Raw genomic sequence first — 26,675 nt, 5'->3', positions numbered from 1 at the left:
CACGATCCGTACAAGAGCCGTACAACCTCGCGTATAACGAACTATACGTGACGCGTAGGGAAAATTCAGGTGAACGCGGCCAGGGTCCCGAACCCCGTTGCCAACACCAGAAGCGTGGACAGGAGACCCAGGAGCAGCGCCCGGCCGCCGCCGCGCAGCAGGGTGCCGAGCCGGACGGCGCAGCCGAGCCCGAAGAGCGCGCCCGCGAGCAGGAGCGTCGACGCGATCTTCGCGATGTCGAGCACGAACGGGGGGACCAGGCCGGTGCTCCGAACCGCGACCATCGCGAGGAAGCCGAGGACGAACAGCGGCACGAGCGGGGCGTGCGTGTCGCGGCGGCCGCGTTCGGCGGCGCCGACGAGTGCGACCACCGGGGCGAGCAGGACCACGCGGCTGAGCTTCACCACGACGGCGATCCCGACCGCGGCGGCGCCCGCGGGCCCGGCCGCCGCGACGACCTGGGCGACCTCGTGCACCGAGATCCCGGCCCAGCTGCCGGTCCTGGCGGCGTCGAGACCGAGCGCGTGGGCGAGCAGGGGGAGCGCGGCCAGGGTGAAGCTGCCGTAGCAGGTGACGAGCGCGACGGCGGTGGCGACGTCTTCGTCGTCGCGCTCGATCACGCCTTCCATCGCGGCGATCGCCGAGGCGCCGCAGATCGAGAAGCCGGTGGCCACCAGCAGGGCGAGTCCGCGGGGGACCCGGACCAGCCGGCCGAGGCCGAGCGTGCCGAGGAAGGTGACCGCGACCGTCAGCACGACCGCGGCGAGCGTGCCGGGGCCGAGCGCGAGCACCGTGGGGACGGCGAGCTGTAGCCCGAGCACGACGACGCCGGCGCGCAACAGGCGTTTCGTCAGCTGGGCGACGGCCCGGCGGTGCTCGTCGGTCAGGACGGGCGTGCTGCCTACGGCGACGCCGAGCACGACGGCGACGGTGAGCGCGCCGGCCACCGGCCACACCGAGCTGAGCGCGTACGCCGCGGCGACGCCGAGCCCGGTGATCGCCAGGCCGGAGGTTTTCGCCGCTGTCAGTGCCATGCCTCCAGCGTCGCCGGTGCCGGGCGCGCGCGGTAGCCGGCGGTCGGTGCTGAGGTCATAGACTGAAGCTATGACCGGACCGGATCTGGACTCGCTGCGCCTGCTGGTGCTCGTCGACGACCTCGGCAGCATCGGCCAGGCGGCGGGCGCACTCGGCATCGCCCAGCCGTCGGCGAGCAAACGGCTGTCCACTTTGGAACGCCAATTGGGACTGTCCCTGGTGGACCGGACCCGCCGCGGCTCGGCCCTGACCCCGGACGGCCGGGTGATCGCGGGCTGGGCCCACCGCGTGCTGACCGAAGTGGACGGTCTGCGCACCGGCGCGGAGGCCCTGCGCACCCAGCGCGGCGCGCAGCTGCGGGTCGCGGCGAGCATGACGCTCGCCGAGCACTTCGTGCCGGCTTGGATCGGCGAGGTCAAGCGGACCGGGCCGGACACCTACGTCGGGCTCGAGGTGGTCAACTCCGAGCAGGTCGCCGACCTGGTCGCCCGCGGCCGCGTGGATCTCGGGTTCGTCGAGTCGCCGGGACCGTGGCCGGGCTTGGCGACCCGCCGCGTCGCCACGGACCGGCTGGTGGTGGTGGTCCCGGCCGGGCACGCGTGGGCCCGGCGGCGCCGTCCGCTGACGGCGGGCGAGCTGGCCGCGACGCCGTTGGTGGTCCGCGAGCCGGGCTCGGGAACGCGCGAGACGGTCGAGGCGGCGTTGCGCCGGGCGGGGGCGGGGCCGGTGACACCGTTGCTGGAGCTGGGGTCGGCGTCGGCGGTGCGCAACGCGGTGATCGCGGGCGCGGGGCCGGCGGTGATCAGCGACCTCGACGTGGTGCGCGAGGTGGCCGGCCGGCGGCTGGTGCCGGTGCCGGTGGAGGGGGTGGAGCTGGGCCGGGTGCTGCGAGCGGTGTGGCCGGCGGGCCGGCGCCTGACAGGCCCGGCGGCGGACCTGCTGACGCTGGCGGTGAAGTCGGGTTCCTGAGGGCTGCCGCCTTTCGTGGTCGAGGGTGCCCGCTTCCTGGTCGGGGGTCGGCTTGCCGTCGGTCGGTCGGTCGGCTGTGGGGCTGGGCTGAGGTGGCCGCATTCCGTTCGGGGTGATCGGGGTCGGCTTGCCGTCGGTCGCGCGGCTGCGGCTGGTGTCCTTCGCGGCCGGAGCTGTCTGCTTCCTCCTCGGGCGAGGGAAGTCGCCTTGCCGTCGATCGAGCGGCGATATATCGTGTGAATGTCGCCGATACGATATGGAGGTCGTCATGGAGATGAGCGCAGGCGCGGACCGGATCTTCGCCGGGTTCGGGAGGCACGGGGGACACCACGGACCGGGGCACGCCGGGTTCGGGCACCCGGGGCATGGGATGCCCGGTCATCCCGGGGCGGGGCACCTCGGCCCGGAACACGGCGTGCCGGGGCACGAGGACTGGGACGGCGGCCCGGAGCTGGCGCGCGGCTTCCCGCCGCCACCACCGCACCCGCCCCAGCCTCCGGGTTTCCCCGGTTTCCCGGGCGGCCCGGGCTCGTTCGGCGGCCCGGGCGGCTGGTTCGGCGGTGCCGGCCCGTTCCAGCGGGTCCGCGAGTTCCGCGGCGGCGGCGGCCGCCCGCCGGCCCGCCCGGTGCGGCCGGCGGTGCTGGCGTTGCTGGCCGAGGAGCCGATGCACGGCTACCAGCTGATGCAGGAGATCCGCCGCCGCACGCACGACCGCTGGCGGCCGAGCCCGGGCTCGGTGTACCCGATCCTGCAGCAGCTGGAGGACGAAGGCCTGGTCCACACGGTCGAGACGGCCGGTCGCCGCGTGGCGGAGCTGACCGACGCGGGCCGCGAGCACGTGGCGGGCCGCGAGGCGGAGTTCGCGGCGCTGTGGGAGGAACCGGAGGAGGAGCCGGGCGCGGATCGCTTCGCGGCCCTGTGGCACGCACTGGGCGAGCTCTCGGGAGCGGCCGCGCAGGTGGGGTACAGCGGCAACGAGGCCCAGGTCGCCGAGGTGAAGAAGATCCTCGCCGACGCCCGCCGCCGGGTGTACGCCGTCCTGGCCGACGCGGGCCTGGAGGACGAGGACGCCTGACACCCGCGCCTGGCGTGGCTCGTGCTGCGGCTCCGGCCGCCGCCCCGAGCCACGCCCACCCGGGCCGATGGCTCACGGCCTGGTCGCGCCAGGTCCTGCTGGTGCCGGTCGAGCCCGCCGGTGCCGGCCGCGTCTCGCCGGTGCGCGGCCCGGGTTCCGCTGGTGCCGGTCCCACTCTGCCGATGTCGGCCACACCTCGCCACGCGCGGCTCAAGCCGCCGGCGCGGGCTGCACCCAGCCGGCGGCAGCCGCACCCGCCGGGGTGGATCGTCCACATCGGACGGTCCACCGGCGGGGTAGGCTCCACCCATGGAGGAGAAGGACTTCGCCGCCCACCTCACCGCGACCATGACCGGCAGCGCCCTCACCATGCTCATCGGGGTCGGCCACCGCACCGGGTTGCTCGCCGCCGCCGCGCGGGGGCCCGCCACCAGTGGCGAGCTCGCCGCGCGCGCCGATCTGCACGAACGCTACGTCCGCGAATGGCTCGGCGCCATGGTCACCGGCGGCATCTTCACCTACGACGGCCGCGAGTACACCTTCCCGCCCGAGCACGCCAAGTTCCTGCTCGGCGAAACCGCGTCGAACCTCATGCCGTCCCTGCTGACCCTGTCCGCCTTCACCGGCATCCTGCCCGACCTCGAGCGCGCGTTCGCCGAAGGCGGCGGTGTCCCCAGGTCCGCCTACGGGCCCTACCTCGAAACCCTCGGCGCGAAAACCGGCGACAGCTGGAAGCACATCTACCGCGAACACCTCGTCGACGGCTTCTTCGGCGCGGTCCCCGGCCTCAACGAGCGGCTCACGGCCGGCGCGCGCGTGCTCGACCTCGGCTGCGGCACCGGGAACGCCATCGCCGTCGCCGCCCGGGCCTTTCCCGCCTCGCACTTCACCGGCCTCGACATCAACCCGGACGTCGTCGCGCAGGCCGGCGAACACAAGCCCGTCAACGCCGAATTCGTCGTCGGGGATGCCGCCGAGCTGCGTGCCGATCCACCCTACGACGTCATCACCGCGTTCGATGCCGTCCACGACCAGGACCGGCCCGACGTCGTGCTCGGCCGGATCCACGACGCCCTCGCGCCGGACGGGCTGTTCTTCATGGTGGACACCAACTTCTCCAGCCACCTGGAGCGGAACGTCGGCAACCCGCTGGCCGCCCTCACCTACGCGATCAGCCTGATGTACTGCACGACGACGTCACTCGCCGAGGGCGGCGCCGCGCTCGGGGCCGTGTGGGGTACCGAAAAGGCGTCGGAAATGCTTGCGGACGCGGGGTTCCGGCACGTCGACGTGCTCGAATCCCCGCGCCCGCAGAACTGCATCTACGCCTGCCGGCCGTGACTCACTGCTGGTACGGCGCCGCCGCGGCCTTGGCCGCGGTGATCAGCGCGCCCTTGTTCTTCGGCCAGAACGTGCTGTCGACGCACGTGTAGCGCGGCAGGAAACCGCCGCACGTGCCGCTCGAGCCGCCGACCTCGAACGTCACGCTGGCGACGCCGAGCTCGCCGTAGGTGAAGTCGTCGGTGGTGCCGGTCGTGTCGTAGCCGACCGTCTCCTCGTTGGTGCCGACGAGATACCCGTTGGACGCGGCGTACTTCGCGCCGAGCCTGCGGTACTGCGCGTCGTTCGGCGACGTCGCCTGGGTGAAGCCCCACGGGATGATGATGTCGTTGCCATAGCTGTGCAACGTGATCATCGTGCCCTTGGCCGTCGCGGGCGCCGGGTCGTTGTTGCCGGTGCCGCGCTGGTCCGGGAAGATCGCGCGGGCCAGCTTCTCCAGCGCCTGCACCTCGGGCTCGGAACCCGCGCTCACGCCCTGGTAGGTCTCGGAGCAGGCGGAGTTGGAGTCGCCACCCCACTTGAACGTCGAGTTGCGGTTGAGGTCGACGCCGATGTTCGTGCCGCTGCAGCCGCGGGAGTTGTTGGCGTTCTTGCGCTGCAGCTTCGGCGAGTTCCCGCCGGAGGCGACGATGTCGACGCCGTCGGGGTTGGCGATCGGCACCACCCAGACCTCGGTGGTGTCCAGAATGGACTTCGCGGTCGCGTCGGTGGCGTAGCCGTCGGCGAGGTAGTCGATCCAGCGCCAGGCGAGCTCGCCGGTCGACAGCTCACGCGCGTGGATCTGGGCCATCAGGAAGAACTTCGGCTTCGTCGACGTCGTCGACAGCGTGCAGTCGCCGGCCTGCTTCTTGGTCAGGCAGATCGCCTGGACGTCGTGCCCGCCCTGGCCCTTCAGCTTCTTCCAGGACTGGCCGATCGTGTACTTCGTGGCCAGGTCGGGGTGCGCCGAGGCGACGGCGGCGAGGTGGTTCTCGTGCGCGGTGACGGTCCGGTACCCGCCGTAGTAGGTGTCCGCCGCCAGCTTGTTCGTCTCGGCGGGCAGTTCCTTGTAGACGGTGTCGAAGAACGACGGCCGGTACCCGAGCGCCCGCAGCTTCGCGGCGACGGCCCGCCCGCCGACGACGTTGACGCTGCCAACATCGTCCCCTTCTTCGACGTCGAACCCGGCATCGGTCAGCGCCTGTGCCTGTGCGGCGGTGGCCGGGACGCGCCAGAACACCGGCGTGTCCGCCGTCTGCGCGACGGCGGTACCGCCGAGCACGGAGGTGAGCAGGACCCCGGACGCCGCGAGGGCGAGCCGGGACAGGGACCTTGACGCCATCGGGGGATCTCCTCACGCCGCACGGATGGAGGTCCGGTCGGAACCCGTGGTCACCGTACCGGCACGCACAGTGTGTCGGCCCGGTGCAAAGGGGTCATACCCCCGAAAGTCGCGAAACGCCGGAATGCCGAAGGGGCACTTCCCCGGGAAAGTGCCCCTTCGGATCGGACGACGCCGACCGCTACTTCTTCAGGCCGTGTTCGATCGCCTCGATGATCCGCGGCCGCAGCTCGGCGGCCGAGATGATCGCGTCCACCGAGCCGACCTCGACCGCTCGCTGGATGCTGTGGACGCGGTCGAACTCCGCCGCCACTTCGCTGACCTTCTCCGCGCGGACCGACGACTGGAGCTCCGCCAGCCGGGCGTTCAGCGCCGCCCGGGAGGCGCCCGTGGCCGACGTCACCTGGGCCTGCAGCTCCGTCACGCGCGGGTCGTTCGCCGTGCGGTTGTTGACCTCGCCCGCGAACACCACCGCCGCCGCCGGGGCGCCGCCCAGCACCGAGGCGAACGAGCCCTCCAGGGCCAGCACCGTCATGTTCGGGTTCAGCGCCTTGGAGAACACCACGAACGCGCCGCCGTGGTAGCGCGAGATCACGGTGAACACGATCGGGCCCTCGAAGTTGACGATCGCCCGGCCGATTTCCGCGCCGTACTCCAGCTGCAGCTTGCGCAGGGACTCCGGCGAGCCGTCGAAGCCCGACAGGTTCGCCAGCACCACCAGCGGCCGGTTGCCCGACGCCGCGTTGATCGCGCGGGCCGTCTTCTTCGACGACCGCGGGAACAGCGTGCCCGCGGTGTAGGTGTCCGGGCCATCGGTGGGCGGGAAGCCGCGCCGCGGCACCGAACGCGACTCGATGCCGACCAGGCAGACCGGGCGGCCGCCGATGTGCACGTCCTGCACCGCGGACGTCTCCGCGTCCGCCATCCCCGCCCAGCGCTCCAGCACCGGGTGGTCCTGGTCGGACAGCGCGCGCATCACCGTGCGGATGTCGAACGGCTTCTTGCGGTCCGGGTTGTGCTCGGCCGAGAAGATCTGGCCCACCGTCGTGAAGTCGCTGCCGGCGATCGCGTGCGGGAACGGCGAGACGTCCCGGTCGACCGGGTCGCTCGTGCCCACCTTGCGCGGCCCGGCCTCACCCGGCACCACGTACGTGTGGTCGTAGTGCGCCATCAGCACTTCGCGCGCGGCCGGCAGGTTCGGCGCCCAGTACTGCGCCTGGCCGTTCGGGCCCATCACGCGGTCGTAGCCGCCGATGCCGAAGTTGTCCTCGGCCGACACGCCACCCGAGAAGTCGAGCGCCTGCTTGCCGGTGAGCACCATCGCCGAGTCCGGCGTCATCACCAGGATGCCCTTGGTGTGCATGAGCATCGTGGCTTCGGCGTTCCAGTACGGCTGGGCGCCGACGTTGATCCCGTTGACCACGATGTTGATCTCGCCGCCGTCCTGGGTGAACGTGACGATCCGCTTGAGCGCCGCGGCGACCCAGTCCATGTTCTCGGTGCCCGAAGACATCGAGATCCGCGCGCCCGACGACAGCGCGAACCACTCCAGCGGCACCTGCATCCGCTCGGCCAGGTCGAGCGCCGCGATCACCCGCGAGCACTCCGGCTCCGACAACGCACCCAGCGACTTGGTCGGGTCGCCGAGCAGCACGACGCGGGTGACGCCCTCGGGGTGCCGCTCGGTCGGGGTCGTGACGACACCGGCGATGATCGCCGCGGTGTTCTTGCCCTTCGGCCGGTCCACCGGCACCAGGACACCCGAGGCGTCCAGGTCGTGCTCGGTGAAGGTGCCCTCCGGACCGGAGAGCAGGCCGGTGATCTCGTACGGGTAGACGGTCCCGCGCCGCGCCGCGCGCAGCACCTTCAGGCGGTAGTCGTCGAGCGGCTTCACCGGCTCGGTCGACGGCGCCTCGACGTGCAGCCGCGCGCCGTGGCCGGGGTCGAGGGTGATCCGGACGGCGAGCTCGGTCAGCTTGCCCGCGTCCGTGCGCCGCCGCGCCAGGAACTGGACCTCCTCCAGCCCGGCCCCGACCGACGTCGGCAGGATGCGCTGGACGAGCTGGTTCAGTTCCTCGGTGGTCAGGTCGGTCGGCGGCCAGATGTACATCATGATCCGGTTCGTGTCGAACCGCTTGTTCTGCGGCCGCTGCGCCTGGATGTTGCGGATCGCGTCGAGGCAGGCGGTGACCGCGTCCTCGAGCGCGGGCAGCGCGACCAGCCGCCCGTCGGCTTCGCGCAACGGCGTCAGGTCGCGGACCTGGCCCATCGCGATCAGCCGCTCGTCGGCCGGGTTGGTCTTCGCCGCGGCCTTGAACAGGTAGATCTCCTCGTCCGCCGACGGCAGGCGGGTGAGGTCGAACTCGCGCAGCCGCTCCAGCTGCAGGCGCTGCGCGATCTGCGGGTGCAGGCCGCGGATCAGGCGGTCCTCGGTGAAGCTGTCGCCGTCGCGCTCGAAGGTGAAGTGGTGGTGCATCACCGCGCCACCGGTACCGGCCACGGTGATCACGACCCGGCGGACGCCCGCGGGCAGCGGGTTGTCCGCCAGCAGCGTGCCGAGCCGCTCCGCGGTCGCGTCGACGTCCGGCTGGTCCTCCCAGCGCAGGTACAGGTCGGCGACCACGCCGTCGGTGGCCACCTCGCCGAGCGCGCGCAGGGCGTCCGGCAGCTCGGCGATGTCGACGGCGGTGGTGACCAGCGGCAGCACGCCGCCGGGGGCGTTCAGCTCGGCCGTCAGCCAGCGGTGCCCACCGGCTTCGCGCACGGCGACCCCGGACAGCCGCCGGTTGCCGTAGTAGCGGCGGGTCAGCACTTCCAGCAGCGGCGCGCGATCCCGGCCCGGACGCGCGATGCGCTGCCCGATCAGCCGCACCAGGGGCTCCGAGCCGGTGATCATGGCCTGGATCCGCTCGGCGCGGTCCGGCGCGTCCGGGTGCTGGTCGAGGTAGGTCAGCTCGGTGCGGACGGCGGCGTAGACGCGGGCGCGGTTGCGGCGCAGCAGCGGCTGGGCGAACCAGCGGAAGACCACGCCGCGGGCCAGGTCGGACACCGCGGGGAAGCGCACCTGCGTGGCTTCGACCAGGTGCTCCAGCGTGAGCCCGGCGCGCTCGCTCAGCGCCTCGGCCGGCGGGGCCCCGGTCAGCCACTGCCGCAGCAGTTCCGAGACGACCGCGATGTCGGCCGCCATCCGCTGCTGGGCCAGGAAGATCCGGAAGACCGCGGCCTCCAGCTCCGGCGTGCGCTCCAGGTCCTCGACGCCGTAGTGCGCGAGGACGCGCTTGAGCTTCGCCTGGAAGCCTTCGGTGACGCCGGCGCGTTCGACGTCGAGGCTCTGCAGGTAGGTGTGGAAGAACTCGCGCGGGCTGTGCACCGCGCCGTTCGGCACGGTGTCTTCGCCGCCCGGGGTGTTGCGGCTCAGCTCGGACAGGTCCGCGAAGACGGTGAGCAGCTCCAGCTCGCCCTCGACCGGCCGGTTGCCCAGCTCGGTGCGGGCCTCCACGTACGCGGCGACCAGCCGCTTGCGCTCGGCCGGGTCGACGTCGAAGCCGAGCAGCAGGCTGCGGAGGTCCTGCAGGCCGCGTTCGACGCGCTCGGCCGCGGAGACGCCGTCCGGCACCGAGGGCAGTTCGATCTCGACGGTTTCGGTGTCGTCGGCCGCTTCGTCCGCGGCGTCGTCGGCCAGCGGTTCCAGGCGCATCAGGGGCGCACCGGTCTCGACCTGGCTGCCGACGGACACCGGGCATTCGCGGACGCGGGCGCGGAACGGCGCGCGCAGCACCGTCTCCATCTTCATGCTCTCCAGCACGAGGATCGGCGCGTTCGCCTCGACCTCGTCGCCGACGGCCAGCGGCGTGGCGACGACCAGTGCGGGCGCGGGGGAGCGGACGACGCCCCCTTCGTCGCGGCTGATGCGGTGGGTGACGCCGTCGACCTCGACGAGGTGGATCGGGCCGTGGGTGGCCGAAACGAGCCGGAAGCGCCGTCCGTTGACCAGGATCTGGCCGCTGTGGGCGTCGAACCGGTCGATCTCGATGTCGGCGTGGTGGACGTCGGACGCGCCGGCCGAGATGCCGACGCGGAAGCGGCTGCGCCCGGCCCTGGCGACCGAGACGCGGTAGCCGACGCCGCGGAGCTTGAGGTCGAGCGGGCGGCCGCTCTCGTGCTGCACCTGCGGGCGCCCGCCGTGCGCGGTGGACAGCAGCCGCTGGACGGAAACCTCCTCTTCGTCCTGGTAGGCCTCGATGGCGGCCGCGGCGAGCGCGATCGCGGAGTGCCGGTGGGTGACCAGGCGGCCTTCGGCGCGGACGCGGTCGATCCAGCCGGTGTCGGCGCTGGCGTCGATCACCTCGGGCTGGTCGAGCAGGTCGAGCACGAAGCTCTTGTTGGTTGCGCCGCCTTCGATGATGACGGTGGTCTCGGCCATCGCCCGGCGCAGGCGGCCGAGCGCCTCGTCGCGGTCGCGGCCGTAGGCGATGATCTTGGCGATCATCGAGTCGAAGTCGGCCGGGATGGTGTCGCCCTCGCTGACGCCGGTGTCGACGCGGATGCCGGGGCCGGCGGGCAGGGCCAGCCGCGCGATGCGGCCGGGGGAGGGCGCGAAGTCGCGGTCGGGGTCCTCGGCGTTGAGCCGCGCTTCGACCGCGTGGCCGCTCTCGGCGGGCTGGGTGCCTTCGAGCTTCCCGCCGCCCGCCACGTGCAGCTGCAGCTTGACCAGGTCGGTGCCGGTGGTGATCTCGGTGATCGGGTGCTCGACCTGCAGGCGGGTGTTGACCTCGAGGAAGGCGAACAGCTTCTCGCCCGGGTGGTACAGGAACTCGACGGTGCACGCGCCGCGGTAGCCCACGGCCACCGCGAGCCGTTCCGCCGACGCCTTGAGCTCGGCGGTCTGCGCGGGCGCGAGGACCGGCGACGCCGACTCCTCGATGATCTTCTGGTTGCGCCGCTGCACCGAGCAGTCGCGGACGCCGAGCGCCCAGGCCGTCGCGCCGTCGGAGATCACCTGGACCTCGACGTGGCGGGCGCCGGTGACCAGGCGCTCGAGGAAGACGACGCCGGACCCGAAGGCGCGCAGGGCTTCCTGGCTGGTGCGCTCGTAGGCGTCGGCGAGGTCCTCGCCGGAGGCGACCATGCGGATGCCGCGCCCGCCGCCGCCCGCGGTGGCCTTGAGCATCAGCGGGTAGCCGATCTGCTCGCCGGCCTTCAACGCGTCTTCGAGGGTCGCGACCTCGCCGCGGCTCCACGGCGCGACCGGCACGCCGACCTCTTCGGCGATCAGCTTCGCGCCGATCTTGTCGCCGAGCTTGCGCATCGCGTCCGCGCTCGGCCCGACGAAGGTGACGCCGACCTTCTCGCACAGCTCGGCGAACGCCGGGTCCTCGGCCACGAAGCCCCAGCCGACCCAGGCGGCGTCGGCCTTCGTCTCGACCAGCGCCTTCTCCAGCTTGGCCAGGTCGAGGTACGGGCGGGCCGAGGCCGGGCCGAGGTCGTAGGCCAGGTCGGCCTCGCGGACGAACGTCGCGGTGCGGTCGGCGTCGGTGTAGAGGGCGACCGTCTCGATCCGCGTCCCGGTTTCCGCCGACAGATCCCGGACGGCGTGGATGAGCCGCATCGCGGCCTCTCCGCGGTTGACGATGGCGACACGACTGAACACCGGCTGAGCCTCCCAAGTACCCACGCGCAGAAGGCGACGTACCCGTCGTGGAACGTCGCCTGCACTTGTCTACACCCTGGTGGATGAGGATGGGTCGGACCAATGTCCGCCATGGCGCATGCCGGAGCGGCTGAGTTGTGGGAACCCGACAAAAAGCGACCCGCGCCACACCGTGTGGACCGGCTTTCACGCGAGGTTCGCGACAAAGCACTCAACGCGAGTGCGAACGGCGGGTGACGCGGAAGCGATCAGGAGGCGAGCAGGACCCCGCCGTCCAGCACCTGGCCCAGCTCGCGGCGTTCGGCCTCCGACAGCGAGACGGCGGCGACGTCGCTGCGGCCGTCGGACCCGGGTGCGGTGGTGACCACCAGCGTGGGCCGCCCGTCCACCTCCCGCAGCGTGACGCGGCCACCGCAGGCCAGGTCCACGGTGATGCCCGGGCGCTCGCGATGCCTGCCCAGCCAGCGGCCGACGAAATCGAAGGTCATCGCGGTCTCCCCTCGGTACGGTGCACTCCCCCGGGAGCACAGGTGCCCAGTGGTGATGCCCCGGATACCTCGGGTTTACACCCGTTCGAGCGAAACGACGGGCCGGCACCCCCCGACGTGGTGCCGGCCCGTCCGCTCTTCCCGGTGGTCAGCGCAGGGGCGCCTCCAGGACGTACCGCTTCGCCAGGCCCGCGCCGCAGTCGACTTCGACGGTCCGCCGGACGACCGGGGCACCGTCGTCGCCGCGCAGGGCGTAGCCGACCGCCGTCGAGTCCGGGATCGTGCGGACCTCGGCGGGCACGCGGCCACCGGCGGCCAGCCGGCGCAGCAGCCGCTGCATCGGCGCGTCGAGAGCCTCGTCCACGGTGGCCGGCTCGCGCGTGGCTTCCCCGGCCGACGGCGGTGCGGTGGGCGCGCCGTCGCTCAGCCGCTCGACCTCGCGGGTGGCGTCGACGATCGTCGTCACCGTGCCGCCGCCGTCGATGGCGACCCGGACCTCGCCGAGCCCGGGGGTGACGACCGGGTGGCCGTCGACCAGCTGCGTGAATACCACGTGCGTCTCGCGCACCCGCGGGTCGGCGACGTCGTCGGCGGTGCCGCCCGCGTGGTACTGGTGACGCACCTTGTCGGCGACCAGGTCCACCCGATCGGCCAGGCCGAACGTCTCGACCGCGTCCTGGGCGATCCGGACGGCTTCGTCCGCGCTCGGCGCGTCCCGGCCGGTGCCGTCGGCGTCGGCGAAGGTGATCTCGCGGACGCCGCGGTGGTCGACGCTCAGGCGCGGCCCGTCCTGGCCGGCGCCCAGCACGACGCCGTGCGGGCCCATCGCGTCCTCCGGCACCCCGCCGCCGAGCCGGACGCCGTAGTGACCGGCCAGCTCGGCCAGCCGCGACGGCGAAAGCCGCTGCGGCGCGAACCGGGCGGTCTGCACCGAGCCGGGCAGCTCCAGCCGTGGCGCCCGGATGCTCTTGGCGGCGTCGTACCAGGTCCACCACCACCAGTTCTTCGACGCGGCGGCGGTCTGGAAGGTCCCCTCGTTCCACAGCCGGTCCTGCGCCTCGGCCTGCGTCGCCCCGCACGCGACGGCCGACGGCGCCTGGTGGTTGACCCCCAGAGAAGAGGACGAAACCAAAGCCGCGGCTCGACGGCGAGCGAAGCGAGCAAGGAGATGCCGCGGCGGCGGTGAAGCCTGGGGGTCGCCTCACCGCGGCCGCGGCGGCCGCCGGACCGAGGGGGGAGGTGCCCGGCGGAGTCTTTCTTCCCAGTGCGCACCGAGCCGATGGTCGGTGCGTTAGTAAATGAGAGTAACGGGTCGGAGCGTGATCGCGCCATAACTGGGCGCAAAAATATGGCGTCGATTTTCGCCGTGGGCTACTGCCAACGGGTGGTGAGGGCTCCGAGGGCTCCCAGTGCCACGGCGGCCGCGGTGGAGGTGCGCAGGACCGTCGTTCCCAGCCGTACCGCGCGGGCGCCGGCTTCGCGCAGCGCGGCGAGTTCCTCGTCCGTGATCCCGCCCTCGGGTCCCACGATCAGCAACACGTCTCCCGCGTCGGGGAGCGGCAGGTCGGCGAGCCGGTCGGGGACGTCCGACTCCAGGACGACGGCCAGCGACATGGTGGCCACGAGCCCGGCCAGTTCGCCGGTGGTCACCGGCTCGGTGACGTCCGGCACGTGCGCCCGCCGCGCCTGTTTCGCCGCTGTCCGGGCCGTGGCCCGCCACCGCGCGAGCGCCTTCTCCCCGCGCGCCCCGTCCTCCCACTTCGCGACGCTCCGCGAAGCCCGCCACGGGACGATCGCGTCGACCCCGGCTTCGGTGGCGAGCTCGACCGCGAGCTCCCCGCGATCGCCCTTGGCCAGCGCCTGGGCCACCAGGACCCGCAACGCCGGCGGCTCCTCGGTCCAGTGCTGCTCGACCGTCAGCGTCACCTGGGCGTCGCGCCCGGTTCGGACGCCCTCGACGACGCAGCGGGCCATGGCGCCGGCGCCGTCGGAGAGGACCAGCCGTTCGCCCACGCGCAGACGGCGGACGGTCGCCGCGTGCCGGGCTTCCTCGCCGTCGAGGACCGCGCGGCCCGAGGCCGGGACCGAGGCGGCGAGGAAGACCGGCAGGGTGGTGTCGGGCACGGCTCAGCGGTGGTTCTTGGCGCGGAGCTTGGAGAACAGCCCGCCGTGCTTGGTGCCGTTGGACGCCAGCGTCGGGACTTCTTCGCCGCGCTGCTGGGCCAGTTCGACCAGCAGGTCGCGCTGGGCTTCGTCGAGCTTGGTCGGGACCACGACGTCGATGTGGACGTGCAGGTCGCCGCGGCCGTCGACGCGGCCGGAGGACCGCAGCCGCGGCATGCCCTTGCCGGTCAGGACGAGCTCGGCGTTGGGCTGGGTGCCCGGTTCGATGTCGAGGTCGTAGTCGCCGTCGACCAGGGTCGAGATGGGCACGGTCGCGCCGAGGGCGGCCGTGGTCATCGGGATGCGGAAGTTGCAGTGCAGGTCGTGGCCCTGCCGGACGAAGACCTCGTGCGGGGTCTCGTCGATCTCGACGTACAGGTCGCCGGCCGGGCCGCCGCCGGGGCCGACTTCGCCCTGGCCGGACAGCCGGATGCGCATGCCGTCGCCGACGCCCGGCGGGATCTTGGCGGTGACGTTGCGGCGGGCGCGGATGCGGCCGTCGCCGCCGCACTGGCGGCAGGGGTCGGGGATGACCTCGCCGAACCCGCGGCAGACCGGGCAGGGGCGGGCGGTGACGACCTGGCCGAGGAACGACCGCTGGACGGACTGGACCTCGCCGGCGCCGCCGCAGGTGTCGCAGGTCTTGACCGAGGTGCCTTCGCTGGTGCCGGCGCCGCGGCAGAGGTCGCAGACGATGGCCGTGTCGACGGCGATTTCCTTGTCGACGCCGGTCGCGCACTCCTCGAGGGTGAGGCCGAGCCGGATCAGCGCGTCGGAGCCGGGCTGGACGCGGCTGCGGGGGCCGCGCCCGCGCCCGCCGCCACCGCCGGCCGCGCCGAAGAAGGCGTCCATGATGTCGCCGAGGCCGCCGAAGCCGGCGAACGGGTCGCCGCCGCCCCCGCCGCGCGCGCCGCCGTCCATCGGGTCGCCGCCGAGGTCGACGATCTTGCGCTTCTGCGGGTCGGACAGGACCTCGTACGCCGTCGTGACCTCGCCGAACTTGTGCTGCGCGTCTTCCGACGGGTTGACGTCGGGGTGCAGCTCCCGGGCCAGCTTCCGGTACGCGCGCTTGATCTCCTGATCGCTCGCGTTCTTGGCCACCCCGAGGATGCCGTAGTAGTCCCTCGCCACCGTCTCTGCTTCTCCTTCTGCTCTGCCCGGCTCAGCGGCCGGCCAGGATCTGCCCCACGTAGTTGGCGACCGCCCGCACCGCGGCGATCGTGCCGGGGTAGTCCATCCGGGTCGGGCCGACCACCCCCATGCCGCCGAGCACCACGTCGTCGCGGCCGTAGCCGATCGAGACGACCGAGGTGCTGCGCATCTGCTCGTCTTCATTTTCCTCACCGATGCGCACCGTGATCGCACCGGGGTTGCGCGCGGCGGCCAGGAGCTTGAGGACGACGACCTGTTCCTCGAGCGCTTCGAGGACCTGCCGCAGCGAGCCCGGGAAGTCGGCGACGTTGCGCGTCAGGTTGGCGGTGCCGCCGAGCACCAGGCGCTCCTCCGGGTGTTCGGCCAGCGACTCGACCAGCACGGTGGTGATGCGGATGAGCGCGTCCCGCAGCTCGCCGGGCGACTTGTCGGGCAGCTCGGCGACGCGCGCCGCGGCGTCGTTGAGCCGCCGTCCGGACATCGCCGTGTTGAGGACGGTGCGGAGCCGCGCGACGTCTTCTTCGGTGACGACGTCGCCGAGGTCGACCGTGCGCTGGTCGACGCGCCCGTTGTCGGTGATCAGCACCAGCATCAGCCGGGCCGGGGTGAGCGGCACCACTTCGAGGTGCCGCACCTTGGCGTTGGTCAGCATCGGGTACTGGACGACGGCGACCTGCCGGGTCAGCTGGGCGAGCAGCCGGACCGAGCGCTTGAGGACGTCGTCGAGGTCGGTGCCGCTGTCGAGGAAGGTGGTGATGGCGCGGCGCTCGGCGGCGCTCAGCGGCTTGATCTCGGAGAGCCGGTCGACGAAGAGGCGGTAGCCCTTGTCGGTGGGCACGCGGCCGGCACTGGTGTGCGGCTGGGTGATGTAGCCCTCTTCTTCGAGCGTCGCCATGTCGTTGCGCACAGTGGCGCTGGACACACCCAGGTTGTGCCGCTCGACGATCGCCTTGGACCCGACGGGTTCCTGGTTGGACACGTAGTCGGCCACGATCGCGCGCAGCACGTCGAAGCGGCGTTCCTCCGCGTTGGCCACCGGTTCCTCACCTACCTCGCTCGCTGCTCGATCCGAGTTTACGGAAGCCTGAGCCGGTCGCGCTCAACGCGGCCCGCCCCCGCCGGGTAAAGAGCACACAAACGGGCTCCCATGAATTGTTCTCGAAATACTTTTCCGGCTTGAACGGGGAACCGAAAACCGGTTTGCTCCCTCTGACCGACGCAGCTTTCCCCGACAGACGAGGTCGCCGTGAACAATTTTGACCCGGCTTCGGCCGGTATGCCCGAAATCGCCCGGCGCGCGGCCGAGGCGAAGGCGCGGTTGCAGCGTGTCTCGGCGACCGCCACGAGCGCCGACGGGGCCGTCACGGTCACCGTCAACACCGCCGGTGCGCTGCAGGAACTCCGGTTCGGGCCGCGTGCGGACGAGCTGCCGCGGACCCGGCTGGCCCAGGCGGTCCTGGCCACCGCCAAGCGGGCCCAGCTCGACGCGGCGCAGCAGCTGACCGAGGTCATGGCGCCGGTGATCGGCGAGCGCAGCGAGGCGATGGAATTCCTGAAGGAACAGATTCCGGCGCCGGAACTGCCTGCCGAGGAACCGCGCCGGAAACCGCCGTCCGACGACGAATTCGGCGGCCCGATCCTGCGCCGGGGGCTCTGATGACCCGGCAGGGTCTGAGGGTCGACTTCGACGTCCTCGGCGGGCACGAGGACGAGATCCGCGAGATCGCCGGCAGGGTCCGGCAGGCCCTCGACGCGGCGGGCACCGCGCAGGCCCTCGACTTCGACGCGTTCGGGCTGGTCGGCCAGGTCTTCGCGGTCCCGATCCAGGGGTGGCTGACGACGGCCGACGGCTTCCTCGCCGCGGCGGTCGAGGCCGGCCACGAGGTCGCGGACCGGGTGAAGACCGCGCACACGGCCTTCCGCGAACACGAGCAGAAGACGAAGTGCCTGCTCGAAGGCATCGGCAAGGAGCTGCCCGCATGACGGAGAACCCGCTGGTCGCGACGGCCGAACCGGCCGGCGGCTTCTGGAGCGGCATGGGCGACGGCTCGAAGGGCGAGCTCGACAACCTCAACGCGCAGACCGGCGGCGCGGGGATCTTCAACGACGCCGCGGCCACGCTCACCGACGCGCGCAACGGCGACTGGGGCAACCTCGCGCTTGACGTCGGCACGGACGCCCTCGACCTGCTCGGCGCGGCGATGGACCCGTTCGGGACCCTTGCCGGCGCGGGCGTCGGCTGGCTGATCGAGCACATCAGCTTCCTCAAGGACGGCCTCGACAAGCTCGCCGGCAAGCCCCAAGCGATCACCGCCAAGGCCGTGACCTGGACGAACATCGCGAAGCAGCTCACCGAGACGGCCGAGAGCTACGAGCGGAAGGCCAAGCGGGTCCAGCAGTCGTTCAGCGACTGCGGGTCGGCGGAGGCGTACCAGCGGACGGCCGAGAGCTACGTCGGCGTCCTGCGCGGCGCGGCTTCGCACGCCGAAGGCGCGTCGACGGCGATGAACGTCGGCGCGGCGCTGGTCGGCACCGAGCGCGGGCTGATCCGGGACCTGATCTCGTCGTTCGTCGGCGAGCTGATCGTCAAGGCGCTGGCCGCGCTGGCGGCTTCGTGGTGCACGTTCGGCGGCACGATCGCGGCCTTCATCGCGGACACGGTGATCGAGGGCGGGGTGCTGGCGGAGAAGATCAGCACGCGCATCGCGAAGATCGTCGAGAAGCTGGAGGGCCTGGCGAAGGGCGCGGGCAAGTCGAAGGCGGCCCTCGAAGGGGCGGCGAACGCGCTGAAGAAGGCGGGCCAGGCGGCCGACCGGATCGTGGACCGCAGCGTCGAGACGGCGGCGGGCATCGAGCGCCGGGCGAACGAGCTCGAGCAGGCGGGCCGCGAGGCGAAGTCGGCGGAGGAGACCGCGAAGGGCTGGAGCGACGCCGCCAAGGAGCACGTCCCCTTCCGGGAGAAGCTGGAAGGCCCGGGCCGGTACTCCGAAGAGGGCCGCAGCTTCCTCAACCAGAAGAAGTGGCAGGAAGGCGACGGGGTGCCGGGGTTCAATTTCGCCGACGGTATCGGCGTGGCGACCGAGGGCCGCCGCCAGGAGAACGAGCAGTACGACCGCTACCACGAGGCCCAGGAGGCCTACGAGAAGGAGCACCCCGAGTGAACGACCGGCCCGAGGTGGAGCTGGCCAACCGCACCGGCCGGCTCCACCCCGCGCAGCGCGGCACGCTGCTCGACCTGACCTTCTGGATGACGGCGGCCGTGGCCGTCGCCGGTCTCGTGGTGACGGTGGGCATCGCCCTCGTGGCGGAGACCGCGGGAGAGGTACTGGGCACGGTGGTCCCGCTCCTGGCGATCACCGGCTGGTTCGCGTTCGTCTGCTGGCGCCGGCTCGCCGACGCGTTCGGCGGCCGGCTGGTCGCGGTCACCGGCTGGACGCACGACTTCGACAGCGGCCGCCTCACCGACGAGTACCCGATCGGCCTGCACCGCAGCCCGGAAGGGTTCAAGAGCCTCGAGTCGTTCAGCCTCCGCGCCGGCGGCCGGACCTACCCCCTCGATCGGAAGCTCCGCGAGCGGATCGAGCCCGGCCGGAACAACACCGTCCTGATCGCGCCGCGGTCCAAGCTGCTGATCAACGTCCTCCCGGCGTAGCCCGGGGCTCGATCACCAGGTCGCCGCGGGTCACCGCGCGGAGGTGGTCGCCGCCGAGCAGGTCGTGCGGGTAGCCGAGCTCGATCGCGCTCACCTCGTCGAGCCGGGCCAGCTGCTCCGGCGTGAACTCGACGTCGAGGGCACCCAGGTTGCCCTCCAGCTGGGCGAGCGTGCGGGCACCGACGATCGGGGCCGTCACGCCCGGGTTCCGCAGCGTCCAGGCCAGCGCGACCTGAGCGGGCGTGTGCCCCGCCGACGCCGCGACCTCGGTCACGGCGTCGGCGACGGCGAGCGTGCGGTCGGTGACCAGGCCCAGCCCGGCGTTGAAGCCGCGGCGGGTGCTCTCCCCGGACCCGGCGCCGCGGTACTTGCCCGACAGCACGCCGCCGCCCAGGGGCGAGTACGGCGTCACGCCGAGGCCGACCTCTCGCGCCATCGGGATCAGGTCGCGTTCGGCGTCCCGCCGGATCAGGCTGTACTCGACCTGCAGCGCGATCAGCGGCGACCAGCCCCGCAGGTCGGCGATCGCCTGCATCCGCGAGACCTCCCAGGCCGGGACGTTCGACATCGCCACGTACCGGACCGTGCCCCGGCGGACCAGGTCGTCGAGGCCGCGCAGGATCTCCTCCACCGGTGTCGTGAAGTCCCAGACGTGCAGGAAGAGCAGGTCGAGGTAGTCCGTGCCCAGCTGCCGGAGGCTGGCCTCGACGGAAGCGAACAGGCTCTTGCGGTGCGGGCCGCCGGAGTTCGGGTCGCCGGGGCGGCGCAGCGTCGAGTACTTCGTCGCGAGCACCAGGCTCTCGCGACGGTCACGCGCGAACTCGCCGAGCAGGCGCTCGGAGCTGCCGCCGGTGTAGGTGGGCGCGGTGTCAACGAAGTTGCCGCCGCGCTCGACGTAGGTGTCGAACAGCCGGCGCGCCTCGTCCTTCTCCGCGCCCCAGCCCCACTCGGTGCCGAAGGTCGCCGTGCCCAGCGCCAGCGGGGAAACCCGCAGCCCGGACCGGCCCAGCAGCCGGTAGGTGTCGAGGGTGAGTGCCATCGGAGTCCTCCTGTGCTCGGTCGTCGGGCACCAGCCTCGGACCACCGCGGACCGGGGGTAAGGGAGGGAACTTCCTGGGAACACGAGGCCCACCCCGGTGGTTGGACCGGGCATGATCACCGCTACCCGGGAGCTGGCCGCGTTCCTGCGGACCCGGCGGGAACGCCTGGACCCGCGCGACTTCGGCCTGCCGGTACGCCGGTCGCGGCGGACCCCGGGGCTGCGCCGTGAAGAGGTCGCCGAGCTGGCCGGCGTCAGCGTCGACTACGTCGTACGGCTGGAGCAGGCACGCGGGTTGCGCCCTTCGGCGTCCGTGGTGGAGGCGCTGTCGGCGGCGTTGCGCCTGACCGGGGCAGAACGCGCCTACTTCTACGACCTGACCGGGCAACGTCCCCGCGGCACCGGCGACCCCGTCACCACCGCGGAGCCGGCGCTCGCCCGGCTCGTCGAAGACCTGTCGCCCCTGCCGGCCATGGTGCTGAACCACCGCTTCGACATCCTCGCGTGGAACGCGGAGATGGCCCACCTGCTGCTGGATTTCGCCGAGCTGCCACCGGCCCGGCGGAACGCGATGTGGCTGTGCCTGGTGCACCCGGAGATCCGCGCGTACTACGTCGACCGCGAACGCGTGGTGCGGGAGGGGATCGCCCACCTGCGCGCCGCGTGGGCCGCGCACCCGGACGACCCCGTGCTGACCGCGCTGATCGCCGAATGCACCAGCGGCAACGAGGAGTTCGCGCGGTGGTGGGCGGAACGGGACGTCCGGGGCACCGGCCGCGGGAGCAAGGTGCTGCGCCACCCGAGCGCCGGGGTGCTCACCGTCGACTTCGAGGTCCTCGTGCCGGTGCGGGACGCCGGCCAGCAGCTGCTGATCGGCCGTCCCGCGGACGACGCGAGCCGGGCCGCGCTCAGGAGTTCCGCGGGAAGCCCAGGTTGACCCCGGCGTGCGAGCGGTCCGGCCACCGGGAGGTGACCACCTTGGTCCGGGTGAAGAAGTGGAACCCCTCCGGCCCGTACGCGTGGCTGTCGCCGAACAGCGAGTCCTTCCAGCCCCCGAACGAGTAATAACCGACCGGGACCGGGATCGGCACGTTCACGCCGACCATCCCGACCTCGACCTCGTTCTGGAACCGCCGCGCCGAGGACCCGTCGCCGGTGAAGATCGCCGTGCCGTTGCCGTACAGGTTCGCGTTGATCAGCTCCAGGGCCTCGTCGTACGAAGCCGTGCGGGCCACCGACAGCACCGGGCCGAAGATCTCGTCCGTGTAGATCGACATCGACGGGCGGACGTGGTCGAACAGCGTCGGGCCGAGCCAGAAGCCGTCCCCGGGCACCTCGATCCCGCGGCCGTCCACCACCAGCGAAGCACCTTCGGAGACCCCGGCGTCCACATAGGACGAAACACGGGCGTGGTGCGCCGCCGTCACCAGCGGCCCCATCTCCGACGCGGGGTCGCGGCCGTCGCCGACGCGCAGCCGGGACATCCGCTCGGTGATCTTCTCCACCAGCGCGTCGCCGACCGGGTCCACGGCCACCACCACCGACACCGCCATGCACCGCTCCCCCGCCGAGCCGAAGCCGGCGGACACCGCGGCGTCCGCGGCCAGGTCGAGGTCGGCGTCCGGCAGCACCACCATGTGGTTCTTCGCCCCGCCGAGGGCCTGGACGCGCTTGCCGTGCCGGGTGCCGGTTTCGTAGACGTAGCGCGCGATCGGCGTCGACCCGACGAACGAGATCGCCTTGACGTCGGCGTGGGTCAGCACCCCGTCGACGGCGGCCTTGTCGCCGTGCAGCACGTTGAGCGCGCCCGCGGGCAGCCCCGCCTCGGCGAACAGCTCCGCGATGAACACCGCCGCGGACGGGTCCTTCTCGCTCGGCTTGAGCACGACGGTGTTCCCGCAGGCCAGCGCGTTGGGGACGAACCACAGCGGCACCATGGCCGGGAAGTTGAACGGCGAGATCACACCGACCACGCCGAGCGGCTGGGCGATCGAATAGACGTCGACGCCGGTCGAGGCGTTTTCGCTGAAGCCGCCCTTGAGCAGCTGCGCGGCGCCGCACGCGAACTCGACGTTCTCGATCGCGCGGGCGATCTCGCCCGCCGCGTCGGACTCGACCTTGCCGTGCTCGCTCGTGATGATCTTCGCCAGCTCGTGCTTGCGCGCGGACAGCAGCTCGCGGAAGGCGAACAGCACGCGCGTCCGGCCGGCCAGCGACGTCCCGCGCCAGCCCGGCAGCGCGGCCTTGGCCGCGGCGACGGCGGCTTCGACCTCGGCGTCACCGGCGAAGTCGACGTGCGCCCGGACCTCCCCGGTGGCCGGGTCGAAGACCTCGCCGGAACGCGCGGCGGTCCCGCCGAACGGCTTCCCGTCGATCCAGTGGCTGATGCGGTCGGTCACGGCGGGCACTCCTCGCACTCGGCAACATCCCGTCCCGAGTCTCCGGGCAGGCGCCACGCCAGGCCATCGGCAACGTGTACGTCAGTTGGCTGCCGGCCGTACAGTCTGTCCCTGCCGATCATCTCGAGGAGCCATGTACCCGACCGTCGCCGAGGTCCTCGCGCTGCCGGTGCTGCGCCAGGGCCGCCCGCACGTCGTCGCCGGCGCCGCCGGGCTGGACGCCCCGGTGCGCTGGGCGCACGTCGCCGAAGTCGCCGACATCGCGCACCTGCTGCGCGGCGGCGAGCTGGTGCTGACCACCGGCGTCGCGCTGCCCGACGACGGCCCGGCGCTGGCCCGGTACGTCGCCGACCTGGCCGGGGTCGGCGCCGCGGGCGTGGTGGTCGAGCTGGTCCGGCACTGGAGCGACAAGCTGCCCGCGGCGCTGGTCGGCGCGGCCGAGGAGCACGGCCTGCCGCTGGTCACGCTCTCGCGGGAGACGCGGTTCGTGAGCGTCACCGAAGCGGTGAACGGCCAGATCGTCGACGCCCAGGTCGCCGAGCTGCGCGCCGCCGAGCGCGTGCACGAGACGTTCACCGCGCTGACGGTCGCGGGCGCCGAACCCGGCGTCGTGCTGGGCGAGGTCGCCCGGCTCACCGAGCAGCCGGTGGTGCTGGAGACGCTCTCCCACGAGGTCCTCGCCTACGACGCGGCGGGCACCGACCCGGCCGAGCTGCTCACCGGCTGGCCGGCCCGCTCGCGGGTGGTCCAGGTCGGCGAGCGGACCGGCTACCACCCGGGCTCGGGCTGGCTGGTGACCGTGGTCGGCGCGCGCGGGCACGACTGGGGACGGCTGATCCTCGTCTGCGCCGACCAGCCGCCGCACCGCCACCGGGTGGTCGCCGAGCGGGCGGCGTCCGCGCTGGCCGTGCACCGGCTGGTCGCCAAGGAATCCGACGGCCTCGAACGCCAGGCCCACCGCGCGGTGCTCGCCGAGCTGCTCGCCTCACCCGCGCCGACGGCGGAGCTGCTGGCCCGCGCCTCGGCACTGGCCGTGCCGCTGCCCGGGCGGCAGCTGACCGGGCTGGCGGTCCGGCCGCGGCTGACCGGGACCGCGCGCCCGGCCCTGTCGACCCCGCCGGTGCTGCGCGAGCTGGCCGAGGCGACGGTGCTGGCGGCCCGCCGCGCGAAGGTGTCGGCGCTGGTGGCGACGGACGACCTCGGCGTGCGGGCGCTGATCGCGCTGTCCCCGGAGGCCAACGCCGACGCCGTGCTGCGCCGGCTCGCCACCGACGTCCACGAAGCCCGCGGCAGCGCCCCGGGCGTGCTCGCGGTCGGCACGACGGTGTCGTCCCCCGCCGAAGCCCGCCGGACGCTGCTGGAGGCGAGCCAGGTCGCGGCGGCGGCGCTGGGCACCGGCACCGATCGGGTGGTGCACCGGTTGTCCGACGTCCGCCTGCGCGGCCTGCTGCACCTGCTTTCCGGCGACGAGCGCGTGACGGCGTTCGCGGCGCGGGAGCTCGGGCCGCTGCTCCAGCGCGACGCGGCGTCGGGCAGCCGGCTCGTCCAGGCGTTGCGGCACTACTGCGAGCAGGGCGGCAACAAGTCGGCGGCGGCCGCGGCGGCCCACACTTCGCGGACGGCCTACTACCAGCAGCTCGCCCGGATCGAGCAGGTGCTCGGTGTCCGGCTGGAGGACCCGGAGTCGATGTTGTCGCTGTATGTGGCGCTGCTGGCCTGGGACCTCACCCGGCCGAGCGAAGAAGACTCACCCGGACGTGCAGCACAGTGATCGACTCCGGGCGGCCGATGACACCGATATGGCCCTACTCCCCTTCGCAGCCTGTTTGCTGAGCCTCGGCTGTCTGGCGCCGGCGCAACCCCCGGCGTCGACGCTGCAGCTGACCACCCACGACACCGCCGGCCGGATCGGCTCGGTGCTCCTGACGTGCGACCCGGCGGGTGGCACGCACCCCAAACGCGACAAGGCGTGCGCGGTGCTGTCCGGTGCCGGCGGCGACTTCTCCCGGATCAACGCCCGGCACCAGGCGTGCACGCTGATCTACGCCCCGGTGGAGGCCACGGCGATCGGCACCTGGCACGGCAAGCCGGTGTCGTTCAGCACGACCTACGCGAACCGCTGCGAGGCGGACCGGGATTCGGACGAAGTCTTCGCGTTCTGAGCGCTTCCGACCGCCTTCGAACGCCTTCGCACGCGCGGAAGCCGCCGGGCCGCCCCCACGACGGCCCGGTGGCTCCGCGTACCTCATAACCACGCACCACCCACCGGTCCGGTTCAGCCGCAGCCGGTGACCGGGCCGAAGGTCACGTCCCGGGCCGCCGAGCGGCCGGCGTTCCAGGCCGGCCAGCCGTCCGGGGTGTCGTCGCGCAGGACCTGCCGCAGCACGCACGTGCGCAGCGGTTCGGGCAGGCGGGCCGAGACGACCGGGACCACGTCGGCGGAGAAGCGGGCCAGGTAGCGGTCGTCCAGGGACTTGCCGGCGGCCGCGCGGTCGAGGTTGGCGTCGGCGATCAGGCGTTCCGGATCGAGCACGGCGAGGACGAGCAGCGCCGCCGCGGCCGTGCCGATCGCCGCGCGCGGCAGCCACGCCGAGCGCAGCCGGACCAGTGCCGCCAGCACCAGCACGAAGACCGCGCCGAACCAGAGTTCGCAGACCTCGACGAGCAGCCGCAGCACGGTGAAGCCGTACGCCTCCTGGTATGTCCACATGCGACTCAGCGCCGAGCCGACGAGCACCAGGGTCAGCGCGCTGAGCGTTCCGAGCAGGACGCGCTGCCGGAGCCGGTCGGCCTTCGTCGCGTTCGGCGCCCACCGCAGCGCCGCGGCGACGATGCCCAGCGTCAGGACGGTGACGGCGCACAGCTGCCAGAAGCCGCCGCGGGCGTACTCGGCCGACGTCAGGCCGCTGGTGCGCAGGACGTACTCGGTGCCGCCGAACAACACGACCAGCCGGACCCCGACGAAGACGGCGAACACCAGCACGAGAACGCCGAGCGGGAACGTCCACTCCAGACCGTATTTGGACCGTTGTGGACGATCAGCGGACGCACGCGGCGCCGGAGCGGCCAGGAAGTAGCAGGCCCCGGCGGCGACCAGGGTGACGACGGCGAAGACGGAACACCACCGCACGAGCGTCGCGAAGCTGAGCTCGGGCACGACCGCGTTGACGACGGCGGCGAAGGCGGCATCGGCACTGGCCAGCAGCGGAACGAAGACCCCGACGAGCCCGGCGGCGGCGAGCACGGCGAGCGCGATCCGCCGCGCGACCCCATCACGGCGGCCGGCGAAGCGCCCGGCTCCGCGCCCGACCCACGGGATGGCCCGGAAGGCCTCGATCGGGACGGCGAGCATGTCGTAGAGGACGGAGTGCACGGTCCGTTCCCCGACGACGGAGAGGGACCCGGCCACGACGGCGGCGACGACGCAGAGGGCGAACAGCCACCCGGAGGCCCGCACGGCGCCCACGGCGAGCAGCGCGAGCGCGAGGGCGGCCCACCCGGCGTTGCGCCAGGTGAGAGCGCTCGGCTCGCCGTCCCGGGAGCGCCGATCGGCAACCACGACGGCGACGACGACGGCCAGCCCGCAGAGCAGCCACCCGACCCCGGGCCGGTCGACGGGGAGCAGCAGGGCCCCGGCCACCCCGGCCAGCCCGGCTGCCGGAAGAACGGCGGCGGGCAACGGGACGACAGCGGACTTCGGCGGCGGCATCGGCCGGAGGAGAACGGACGGAGCGGCGACGGCAACACCACCGCCGGAGACCGGAGCACCCGGGCCGGCGAAGGCGGCGGAACCGCGGCCCGGGGCTTCGCGGGCTCCCACCCCGCCGGCCGAATTTCCGCCGCTTCTCCGCCTGCCCCCAGCCGCGCCTTCTGCCGACCGGCCCCCCGCCGAACCCCCGCCAACCCCCGACCCACCCTCGGCCGCCAACGGGACCCCCGCCGAACCCCCACCAACCCCCGACCCACCCTCGGCCGCCAACGGGACCCCCGCCGAACCCCCACCGGCCCTCGCCCCACCCTCAGCCGCCAACCGGCCCCCCGCCGAACCCCCACCAACCCCCGACCCACCCTCAGCCGCCAACCGGCCCCCCGCCGAACCCCCACCAACCCCAGGCCCACCGTCGGCCGCCGCCGCCGCGTCCCGCACCGCCCGTTTCCCCCGCGGCACCCGGTTCCCCGGCTCCCCGCCCACACTGCTCTTCGGCATCTCGCCCACCTTTGTGTTTGCTTTAGCGAACATCACCGCCCGAGCCCGGCGCCCCAAGGTCGCGAATGACTCATTCGGGACCTCGGGCGTCCCACCAGGCGCGATCAGGCCGTCCACCGCCCGATCGCCGGGCCGGTGCGCCCGACGACGACGAACAGGATCCCGTCGGCCACCGCGAGGGCCA

At 72.9% G+C, this 26,675-nt stretch carries 21 protein-coding genes; 10 read left to right on the top strand and 11 right to left on the bottom strand.

Translation table 11 applies throughout. The features are described 5' to 3' along the window. Window positions 1-65: 65 nt before the first annotated feature. On the bottom strand, window positions 66-1,034 hold the full coding sequence (locus ACWDN5_RS22295; RefSeq protein ID WP_449677630.1) for a YeiH family protein: 969 nt from the start codon (window positions 1,032-1,034) through the stop codon (window positions 66-68). A 70-nt stretch (window positions 1,035-1,104) separates the two neighbouring features. Between ACWDN5_RS22295 and ACWDN5_RS22290 the strand changes: the two genes are divergently transcribed. The 3 genes from ACWDN5_RS22290 (at window position 1,105) to ACWDN5_RS22280 (ending at window position 4,420) form a co-directional block, all read left to right on the top strand. Then, on the top strand, window positions 1,105-2,004 hold the full coding sequence (locus ACWDN5_RS22290) for a LysR family transcriptional regulator (RefSeq protein WP_449677629.1): 900 nt from the start codon (window positions 1,105-1,107) through the stop codon (window positions 2,002-2,004). Window positions 2,005-2,272: 268 nt separating this feature from the next. Continuing rightward, entirely contained in the window at window positions 2,273-3,079 is an 807-nt protein-coding gene (locus ACWDN5_RS22285; protein ID WP_449677628.1) for a PadR family transcriptional regulator, read from the top strand. A 309-nt stretch (window positions 3,080-3,388) separates the two neighbouring features. Next, a complete protein-coding gene (locus tag ACWDN5_RS22280) occupies window positions 3,389-4,420 on the top strand; it encodes a class I SAM-dependent methyltransferase (RefSeq protein WP_449677627.1) in 1,032 nt (343 codons plus the stop codon). Between the two features lies 1 nt (window position 4,421). Here the strand turns inward: ACWDN5_RS22280 and ACWDN5_RS22275 are convergent, their stop codons facing one another. The 7 genes from ACWDN5_RS22275 to hrcA form a co-directional block, all read right to left on the bottom strand. Further along, window positions 4,422-5,741 (bottom strand): M14 family zinc carboxypeptidase, encoded by a 1,320-nt coding sequence (locus tag ACWDN5_RS22275; protein WP_449677626.1) that lies wholly within the window; start codon window positions 5,739-5,741, stop codon window positions 4,422-4,424. 181 nt (window positions 5,742-5,922) lie between these two features. After that, window positions 5,923-11,391, bottom strand: coding sequence for an ATP-binding protein (locus ACWDN5_RS22270; RefSeq protein WP_449677625.1), 5,469 nt, complete (start codon window positions 11,389-11,391; stop codon window positions 5,923-5,925). Between the two features lie 248 nt (window positions 11,392-11,639). Beyond that, window positions 11,640-11,879 (bottom strand): hypothetical protein, encoded by a 240-nt coding sequence (locus ACWDN5_RS22265; RefSeq protein WP_310975569.1) that lies wholly within the window; start codon window positions 11,877-11,879, stop codon window positions 11,640-11,642. A gap of 148 nt (window positions 11,880-12,027) precedes the next feature. After that, window positions 12,028-13,011, bottom strand: coding sequence for a hypothetical protein (locus ACWDN5_RS22260; protein ID WP_449677624.1), 984 nt, complete (start codon window positions 13,009-13,011; stop codon window positions 12,028-12,030). A gap of 239 nt (window positions 13,012-13,250) precedes the next feature. After that, a complete protein-coding gene (locus ACWDN5_RS22255; protein WP_449677623.1) occupies window positions 13,251-14,003 on the bottom strand; it encodes a 16S rRNA (uracil(1498)-N(3))-methyltransferase in 753 nt (250 codons plus the stop codon). 3 nt (window positions 14,004-14,006) lie between these two features. After that, window positions 14,007-15,173 (bottom strand): molecular chaperone DnaJ, encoded by a 1,167-nt coding sequence (gene dnaJ, locus ACWDN5_RS22250; protein WP_310972431.1) that lies wholly within the window; start codon window positions 15,171-15,173, stop codon window positions 14,007-14,009. Window positions 15,174-15,204: 31 nt separating this feature from the next. After that, window positions 15,205-16,230, bottom strand: coding sequence for a heat-inducible transcriptional repressor HrcA (gene hrcA, locus ACWDN5_RS22245; RefSeq protein WP_191307451.1), 1,026 nt, complete (start codon window positions 16,228-16,230; stop codon window positions 15,205-15,207). 210 nt (window positions 16,231-16,440) lie between these two features. On the opposite strand from hrcA, the gene ACWDN5_RS22240 reads away from it, so the two are divergent. The 4 genes from ACWDN5_RS22240 to ACWDN5_RS22225 are packed head-to-tail and all read left to right on the top strand — an operon-like array spanning window position 16,441 to window position 18,846. Beyond that, window positions 16,441-16,851, top strand: coding sequence for a YbaB/EbfC family nucleoid-associated protein (locus tag ACWDN5_RS22240; protein ID WP_449677622.1), 411 nt, complete (start codon window positions 16,441-16,443; stop codon window positions 16,849-16,851). Next, entirely contained in the window at window positions 16,851-17,177 is a 327-nt protein-coding gene (locus ACWDN5_RS22235) for a type VII secretion target (RefSeq protein ID WP_449677621.1), read from the top strand. Before ACWDN5_RS22240 ends, ACWDN5_RS22235 begins: the two co-directional genes overlap by 1 nt. Next, complete coding sequence (locus tag ACWDN5_RS22230) at window positions 17,174-18,355, top strand: PPE domain-containing protein (protein ID WP_449677620.1); 1,182 nt, start codon at window positions 17,174-17,176, stop codon at window positions 18,353-18,355. Before ACWDN5_RS22235 ends, ACWDN5_RS22230 begins: the two co-directional genes overlap by 4 nt. After that, window positions 18,352-18,846: a hypothetical protein gene (locus ACWDN5_RS22225; RefSeq protein ID WP_449677619.1), complete on the top strand. Its 495-nt coding sequence runs from the start codon at window positions 18,352-18,354 to the stop codon at window positions 18,844-18,846. Before ACWDN5_RS22230 ends, ACWDN5_RS22225 begins: the two co-directional genes overlap by 4 nt. Here ACWDN5_RS22225 and ACWDN5_RS22220 read toward each other — a convergent pair. Then, window positions 18,827-19,885 (bottom strand): aldo/keto reductase, encoded by a 1,059-nt coding sequence (locus ACWDN5_RS22220; RefSeq protein WP_449677618.1) that lies wholly within the window; start codon window positions 19,883-19,885, stop codon window positions 18,827-18,829. The two genes, ACWDN5_RS22225 and ACWDN5_RS22220, sit on opposite strands and share 20 nt — an antisense overlap. Window positions 19,886-19,997: 112 nt before the next feature. Between ACWDN5_RS22220 and ACWDN5_RS22215 the strand changes: the two genes are divergently transcribed. Continuing rightward, complete coding sequence (locus ACWDN5_RS22215; protein WP_449677617.1) at window positions 19,998-20,822, top strand: helix-turn-helix transcriptional regulator; 825 nt, start codon at window positions 19,998-20,000, stop codon at window positions 20,820-20,822. Here ACWDN5_RS22215 and ACWDN5_RS22210 read toward each other — a convergent pair. Further along, window positions 20,794-22,284: a CoA-acylating methylmalonate-semialdehyde dehydrogenase gene (locus ACWDN5_RS22210; RefSeq protein WP_449677616.1), complete on the bottom strand. Its 1,491-nt coding sequence runs from the start codon at window positions 22,282-22,284 to the stop codon at window positions 20,794-20,796. The two genes, ACWDN5_RS22215 and ACWDN5_RS22210, sit on opposite strands and share 29 nt — an antisense overlap. A 133-nt stretch (window positions 22,285-22,417) precedes the next feature. Here ACWDN5_RS22210 and ACWDN5_RS22205 point away from each other — a divergent pair, with 133 nt between their 5' ends. Together ACWDN5_RS22205 and ACWDN5_RS22200 are read left to right on the top strand one after the other, a co-directional pair. After that, entirely contained in the window at window positions 22,418-24,055 is a 1,638-nt protein-coding gene (locus ACWDN5_RS22205) for a PucR family transcriptional regulator (protein ID WP_449677615.1), read from the top strand. 28 nt (window positions 24,056-24,083) lie between these two features. Next, entirely contained in the window at window positions 24,084-24,446 is a 363-nt protein-coding gene (locus tag ACWDN5_RS22200) for an SSI family serine proteinase inhibitor (RefSeq protein WP_449677614.1), read from the top strand. A 113-nt stretch (window positions 24,447-24,559) separates the two neighbouring features. Here the strand turns inward: ACWDN5_RS22200 and ACWDN5_RS22195 are convergent, their stop codons facing one another. Beyond that, window positions 24,560-25,993 (bottom strand): DUF4153 domain-containing protein, encoded by a 1,434-nt coding sequence (locus tag ACWDN5_RS22195; protein ID WP_449677613.1) that lies wholly within the window; start codon window positions 25,991-25,993, stop codon window positions 24,560-24,562. Between the last annotated feature and the right edge of the window lie 682 nt (window positions 25,994-26,675).

The organism is Amycolatopsis sp. NPDC003731 (assembly GCF_053586895.1).
This window is presented reverse-complemented; position numbering and strand designations above follow the sequence as displayed.

What these genes read in the sequence shown, in the direction of transcription:
- ACWDN5_RS22220 (WP_449677618.1), bottom strand. Translation starts at nt 19,885, where the DNA reads ATGGCACTCACCCTCGACACCTACCGGCTGCTGGGCCGGTCCGGGCTG.
- ACWDN5_RS22215 (WP_449677617.1), top strand. Translation starts at nt 19,998, where the DNA reads ATGATCACCGCTACCCGGGAGCTGGCCGCGTTCCTGCGGACCCGGCGG.
- ACWDN5_RS22285 (WP_449677628.1), top strand. Translation starts at nt 2,273, where the DNA reads ATGGAGATGAGCGCAGGCGCGGACCGGATCTTCGCCGGGTTCGGGAGG.
- ACWDN5_RS22230 (WP_449677620.1), top strand. Translation starts at nt 17,174, where the DNA reads ATGACGGAGAACCCGCTGGTCGCGACGGCCGAACCGGCCGGCGGCTTC.
- ACWDN5_RS22290 (WP_449677629.1), top strand. Translation starts at nt 1,105, where the DNA reads ATGACCGGACCGGATCTGGACTCGCTGCGCCTGCTGGTGCTCGTCGAC.
- ACWDN5_RS22295 (WP_449677630.1), bottom strand. Translation starts at nt 1,034, where the DNA reads ATGGCACTGACAGCGGCGAAAACCTCCGGCCTGGCGATCACCGGGCTC.
- ACWDN5_RS22205 (WP_449677615.1), top strand. Translation starts at nt 22,418, where the DNA reads ATGTACCCGACCGTCGCCGAGGTCCTCGCGCTGCCGGTGCTGCGCCAG.
- ACWDN5_RS22200 (WP_449677614.1), top strand. Translation starts at nt 24,084, where the DNA reads ATGGCCCTACTCCCCTTCGCAGCCTGTTTGCTGAGCCTCGGCTGTCTG.
- ACWDN5_RS22235 (WP_449677621.1), top strand. Translation starts at nt 16,851, where the DNA reads ATGACCCGGCAGGGTCTGAGGGTCGACTTCGACGTCCTCGGCGGGCAC.
- ACWDN5_RS22275 (WP_449677626.1), bottom strand. Translation starts at nt 5,741, where the DNA reads ATGGCGTCAAGGTCCCTGTCCCGGCTCGCCCTCGCGGCGTCCGGGGTC.
- ACWDN5_RS22280 (WP_449677627.1), top strand. Translation starts at nt 3,389, where the DNA reads ATGGAGGAGAAGGACTTCGCCGCCCACCTCACCGCGACCATGACCGGC.
- ACWDN5_RS22265 (WP_310975569.1), bottom strand. Translation starts at nt 11,879, where the DNA reads ATGACCTTCGATTTCGTCGGCCGCTGGCTGGGCAGGCATCGCGAGCGC.
- ACWDN5_RS22195 (WP_449677613.1), bottom strand. Translation starts at nt 25,993, where the DNA reads ATGCCGCCGCCGAAGTCCGCTGTCGTCCCGTTGCCCGCCGCCGTTCTT.